The organism is Allobosea sp. CS1GBMeth4, assembly GCF_900185715.1.
Classification (GTDB): domain Bacteria; phylum Pseudomonadota; class Alphaproteobacteria; order Rhizobiales; family Beijerinckiaceae; genus Allobosea.
Genome location: NZ_FYAS01000048.1, coordinates 1 through 5893, shown reverse-complemented (window position 1 = coordinate 5893; position 5893 = coordinate 1). Strand labels below are relative to the sequence as shown.

Annotated in this window: 3 protein-coding genes, 1 tRNA gene and 1 pseudogene; 4 read left to right on the top strand and 1 reads right to left on the bottom strand. The window is 69.3% G+C overall.

Translation table 11 applies throughout. The features are described from left to right. Positions 1 to 369: 369 nt before the first annotated feature. Positions 370 to 459: transfer RNA gene (locus CS1GBM4_RS22595), tRNA-Ser, on the bottom strand. A gap of 183 nt (positions 460 to 642) precedes the next feature. Here CS1GBM4_RS22595 and CS1GBM4_RS22590 point away from each other — a divergent pair. The 4 genes and pseudogenes from CS1GBM4_RS22590 to CS1GBM4_RS22575 all read left to right on the top strand — a co-directional run. Then, positions 643 to 963 carry a hypothetical protein gene (locus tag CS1GBM4_RS22590; RefSeq protein WP_186421022.1) on the top strand — a complete coding sequence of 107 codons (321 nt, stop codon included), beginning with the start codon at positions 643 to 645 and terminating at the stop codon, positions 961 to 963. Between the two features lie 222 nt (positions 964 to 1185). Then, positions 1186 to 2163 carry a TAXI family TRAP transporter solute-binding subunit gene (locus CS1GBM4_RS22585; RefSeq protein ID WP_186421021.1) on the top strand — a complete coding sequence of 326 codons (978 nt, stop codon included), beginning with the start codon at positions 1186 to 1188 and terminating at the stop codon, positions 2161 to 2163. Between the two features lie 218 nt (positions 2164 to 2381). Beyond that, a pseudogene (locus CS1GBM4_RS22580) lies at positions 2382 to 4511 on the top strand (TRAP transporter permease); the annotation flags it as partial. Positions 4512 to 4663: 152 nt separating this feature from the next. Further along, positions 4664 to 5893, top strand: a 1230-nt coding sequence (locus tag CS1GBM4_RS22575) for a YifB family Mg chelatase-like AAA ATPase (RefSeq protein ID WP_186421019.1), incomplete at its 3' end; no start/stop codon positions are given.

The following is a 5893-nucleotide window of genomic DNA, read 5'->3' as shown; positions in this document are numbered from 1 at the left end:
ACGACGAGATCTGCCGCTGCGCTATACCAACGGCTCCGCGCCAGATCCCGTCATCCACCCCGGCCAACAGGCCACAACCTACCGCCCGAGCGAACTCCGCGCTGGATAGAAACTGGGGGCAACGTCAATGGACTGCCCAAAAGCAGACATTCCTAACGTCGGCTAAGGGCCAGATTCGCGAAACAACGCGGCCACTGCGGTTGTCGCGGGGAACCGCAGTAGCGCGAGGCCGAGCCGAGAAACGGCCTTCAGGCGCGCCCGAATTTTCTCAGCCGGCGCGAAAGAGAGAACGTCCCGGCACCTTTAGAGCGCGGAAATACCGGCCATTTCGAGCGGTTCTGCGCTGAGGGCTGAAGCTAGGGGACTTGCTGGCGGACAGGGCGGGATTCGAACCCGCGATACGGTTTCCCGTATACACACTTTCCAGGCGTGCGCCTTCAACCACTCGGCCACCTGTCCGGCGCGCTGCTTATGGCGGTCATGCGCGCGACTTTCAAGGCCAAAACCGCGGCGGCGCGGGGTTGCGCGCAATTGCGCTATGCCGTTGCAATGGCGCGGGCGAGGGAACACATGCGGCTGGCCGGCCGCCGGCGGCGCGGATGGGCCGCGTCGCGGCCGGGCCTCGCGGAACCGGGGGACGATGTGCGCTTTCTCGTCAGGATGCTCGGCTATGTTCTCGTCGCCGGCGGCTTCGTCGTGCTGCTGACCGACGGGGCACGCTCGATCGCCGATTCGGTCCTGCGCGTCACGCCGCTGGGCGAGACCCTGCTGGCGCTGCTCGGCGAGCGCTTTCGGCTGCTGCAGCCCGCCGTCGAGCGCAACCTCCATCCCATGCTCTGGGATCCGCTGCTGATCCACCTGCTGCAGGTGCCGACCGCCGCCGCCGGATTGCTGCTCGGCATCGCGCTGCTCTGGCTCGGCGCGCCGCCCAGGCCCGAGATCGGCATCGTCACGCGGCGCTGAGGCAGGCCGCTCGTCGCGGGTGTGGCGAGACCCGGCCGGGAGCCGGGGCATCGGCCGGGCAGGCGACCGGTCTCGCCCCGTCGGCCGCCTCGGCGGCGTTCCCGCCGCAATTCGGACATGATCTTGCGTGGCCGAGGCGACAAACGCATGGGATTTGCCCAATCGCCGCTTGATCGCCGCAGCAAAGCTTCCGAAACTTCCCGTTTCAACGGGAGGTCCTCCATGCAGTCCAAGTTCACGCGCCGCACCGCCTCGATCGCGCTGGGGGTTGCTGCCCTGGCGCTCGCCGGCGCGGCGCTCGCCCAGGCGCCGGCCTTCTTCCGCATCGGCACCGGCGGCACCGCCGGCACCTACTATCCGATCGGCGGGTTGATCGCGAACGCCATCTCGGCGCCGCCGCAGCTGGTCTCGACCGCGGTCGCGAGCAACGGCTCGGTCGCCAATGTCAACGCCATCGTCGGCGGCGCTGCCGAATCCGGTTTCGTCCAGGCCGACGTCGCCTACTGGGCCTATTCCGGCACGGGCGTCTTCGAAGGCAAGCCGAAGGTCGCCGAGCTGCGCTCGATCGCCAATCTCTATCCCGAATCGGTCCATCTCGTCGTGCGCAAGGCGGCGAATGTGAAGAGCGTCGCCGACCTCAAGGGCAAGAAGGTCTCGCTCGACGAGCCCGGCTCCGGCACGCTGCTCAACGCCAGGGCGATCCTCGCCGCCTTCGGCGTGTCCGACAAGGACATCTCGGCCGAGTTCCTCAAGCCGAACCAGGCGGCCGAGAAGATGAAGGACGGCTCGGTCGACGCCTTCTTCTTCACCGGCGGCTATCCGGCGGCGGCGATCTCGGAGCTGGCCTCGACCGGCTCGGGCATCGACATCCTGCCGATCACCGGCGCCCAGGCCGAGAAGCTCGCCAAGGACTCGCCCTTCTTCGCCGCCGACGAGATTCCGGCCGGGACCTACAAGGATGTCGGTGCAGTCAAGACCGTCGCGGTCGGGGCCCATTGGGTCACCTCGGCGAAGATCCCGAACGACACCGTCTACGCCGTGACCAAGGCGCTGTGGAGCGACAAGACCCGCGCCGCGCTCGACGCCGGCCACGCCAAGGGCAAGGCCATCCGCAAGGAGACGGCGCTCCAGGGCCTGCAGGGCGTGCCGCTGCATCCCGGCGCCGAGAAGTTCTACAAGGAAGCCGGCCTGCTCAAGTAAGCAGGGTTCTCCACCCGTACCGACGCCGTCATTCCGGCCGGAGCGCAGCGCAGCGCCGGAATCCATCGCAGGCCTCGGCGCCCTCAGATGGATTCCGGACCGGCGCGGCGATCGCGGCTTGTCCGGAATGACGGTGTCTCTGTTCCCGCTCGGCGCAAGCCGACAGCCGCAGGTCGACCAGCATGGCCAGCCAGCCCTCCGCCGCCGAACTCGCCAGGCTCGAGGAAGAGCTCGACCCGGAGATGCAGTTCCGCAAGGTGCCGCACGGCACGGCGCTGGTCATCGGCGGGCTGCTGCTCGCGCTCTCCGCCTTCCACTACTACACGGCCGGCTTCGGCCTGCTGCGCGAGACGACCCATCGCGGCATCCATCTCGCCTTCGTGCTCGGGCTGATCTTCCTGGTCTTCGCCGCCCGCAAGAGCGAGGCCGCCAGGGTCCATGCCTCGACGCCGTGGCGCCCCGGCGGCGTGCCGCTCTATGACTGGATCTGCGCCGTCGCGGTCGCGGCGGCGAGCCTCTATGTGCCTTACATCTTCGAGGACCTCGTCTTCCGCGTCGGCAATCCCTCGACGCTCGACGTCGTCATGGGGTCGATCACCATCGTGCTGATGATCGAGGCGACGCGCCGGGCCATCGGCTGGGGCCTGCCGCTGATCGCGCTCTTCGCCATCGTCTATGCGATCTTCGGGCCATGGTTCCCCGGCATCTTCCTGCATCCGGGCGCGACCTGGTCGGTGCTGGTCAACCATCTCTATCTCACCAGCCAGGGCGTCTACGGCGTCGCGCTCGGCGTGGTCGCGACCTATGTCTTCCATTTCGTGCTGTTCGGCGTTCTGGCGACGCGGGTCGGCCTCGGCCGGCTCTTCCTCGGCGTCGCCGCGGCGGTCGCCGGACGCTTCGCCGGCGGCCCGGCCAAGATCTCGATCTTCGGTTCGGCCCTGTTCGGGATGATCTCGGGCTCCTCGGTGGCGAACACCGTCACCGTCGGCTCTCTCACCATCCCGATGATGATCCGGCTCGGCTACCAGCGCCATTTCGCGGCGGCGGTGGAATCGACTGCTGCGACCGGCGGCCAGATCACCCCGCCGATCATGGGGGCGGCCGCGTTCCTGATGGTCGAGTTCCTCAACCTGCCCTATGCGACCATCGTGATCGCCGCGGTCATCCCCGCCTTCATGCACTTCTTCGGCGTGCTGATGCAGGTGCATTTCGAAGCGAAGCGCGCCGGCATGCGCGGCCTGACCGACGCCGAGACGCCGAAGCTCTCCGAGGTCTTCGCCCGCGACTGGCCGACGATCGCGCCGCTCTTCGTGCTGATCCTCGTCCTGTTCACCGGCTACACGCCCTATCTCGCCGCCTTCTGGGGCATCACCGGCTGCATGCTGATCGGGCTCGCGCATCATCGCGCCGCTTCGGCGCTGGCGCTGGCCGTCGCGATCGGCATCGCCGCGCCGACCGAGATCCTGCGCGTGCCCGGCGTCAATCTCGGGCTCACGCTCGCCGCCTTCGCCGCCATGGCGCATGGCGTGCTGATCCGCTGGGAGGAGGGCCGCAAGCGGATCGCCGAGATGGTCGACGCCTTCATCCTCGGTGCCAAATACGCCATCGGCGTCGGGGCCGCGGCGGCGACGGTCGGCGTCATCGTCGGCGTCGTCACGCTGACCGGCGTCGGCTTCAAGATCTCCTGGATCGTCACCTCGCTCGCCGACCAGTGGGCTCGGGGCGTGCTCGATCTCGTGCCGGTCCTGCCCTTCGAGCTGAAGAGCGCGACCCTGTTCTTCACGCTGCTGCTAACCGGCCTGGTCTGCATCCTGCTCGGCTGCGGCGTGCCGACCACGGCGAACTACATCATCATGGTGACGGTGGCGGCGCCGGCGCTCGGCATGCTCGGCGTCAATCCGCTCGTCGCCCATTTCTTCGTCTTCTATTACGGCGTGCTCGCCGATGTGACGCCGCCGGTCGCGATCGCCGCCTATGCCGGGGCGAGCATGGCCGGCGCCGACCCGTTCAGGACCGGCAACACCGCCTTCCGGCTGGCGCTCGGCAAGGTGCTGGTGCCCTTCGTCTTCGTGTTCTCGCCCTCGATGCTGATCATGGCCCCGGGCTTCACCTGGACGGAGCTGGTCGGCTCGACCGCGTCCTGCATCGCCAGCATCACCTTGCTGTCGGCCGCCTTCTCCGGCTGGCTGCTCGCGCCGCTGGCGAAATGGGAACGGGCGGTGCTCGGCATCGCCGCCCTGCCGCTGATCCTGGCGACGCCGGGCAGCGTCGCGATCGGCCTCGTCATCGCCGCACCCGTGCTGCTGCGGCAAGCCCTCGCGCGAAAGGCGGCTGTCGCACCGGCCTAGAGCGGGCTGCGAAGGACGGGGAATCGGTCTTTCGCAGGGATTCTGCTCCGAGCTCTTATGATCGACCGCCTTGATCTGGAAGTTCGCGGTCTGTTCTTGCAACCCTGACGCGCTTACGCTAGCGTCAATGCGCGGAACGGGGGTGCGCTTGGATGGTGACGCGGGTCGCGACGGTGGCGTTCGAGGGCATCGAGGCGCGCGCCGTCGATGTCCAGGTCCAGGTCACGCCCGGCGGCGTCGCCTTCGTCCTGGTCGGCCTCCCGGACAAGGCGGTCGGCGAGAGCAAGGAGCGGGTCCGCGCCGCGCTGATCGCCTCGGGGCTGGCGCTGCCGGCCAAGCGCATCACCGTCAACCTCGCCCCGGCCGACCTGCCCAAGGAGGGCAGCCATTACGACCTGCCCATCGCGCTCGGCGTCATGGCGGCGATCGGCGCGATCCCGGCCGACGCGCTCGCCGGTTACACGGTGCTCGGCGAGCTCGGCCTCGACGGCTCGATCGCGCCGGTCGCCGGCGTGCTGCCGGCTGCGATCGCGGCCTATGCCAGAGGGCAGGGGCTGATCTGCCCCGCAGCCAGCGGGCCCGAGGCGGCCTGGGCGGCCCGAGATCTCGACATCCTGGCGCCGCGCTCGCTGATCCAGCTCGCCAACCATGTCAAGGGCACGCAGGTGATGGCGCGGCCGCAGCCCGCCGTCGCCCGCCAGAGCGGGCTCCTGCCGGACCTGCGCGAGATCAAGGGCCAGGAGAGCGCCAAGCGCGTGCTCGAGATCGCCGCCGCCGGCGGCCACAACCTGCTGATGAACGGGCCACCCGGCGCCGGCAAGTCGATGCTGGCGAGCCGGCTGCCCTCGATCCTGCCGCCGCTCGATCCGCGCGAACTGCTCGAGGTCTCGATGGTGCTGTCGGTCGCCGGCCATCTCGCCGATGGCGAGCTGACCGACCGGCGCCCCTTCCGCGCGCCGCACCATTCGGCCTCCATGGCGGCGCTGGTCGGCGGCGGCCTGCAGGCCAGGCCCGGCGAGATTTCGCTCGCCCATCACGGCGTGCTCTTCCTCGACGAACTGCCGGAATTCCAGGCTCAGGCGCTCGATGCGCTGCGCCAGCCGATGGAGACCGGCGAGGTGCTGATCTCGCGCGCCAACCATCGCACCGTCTATCCGGCGAGGTTCCAGCTGGTCGCGGCGATGAATCCGTGCCGCTGCGGCAAGGCGACCGAGCCGGGCTATGCCTGCCGCCGGCAGCCGAACGAGCGCTGCATGGCCGGTTATCAGGCGAGGATCTCCGGCCCGATGCTCGACCGGATCGACATCACCATCGACGTGCCGGCGCTGACCGCCGCCGACCTCATCCTGCCGGCCGCGACCGAGGGATCGGCCGAGGTCGCG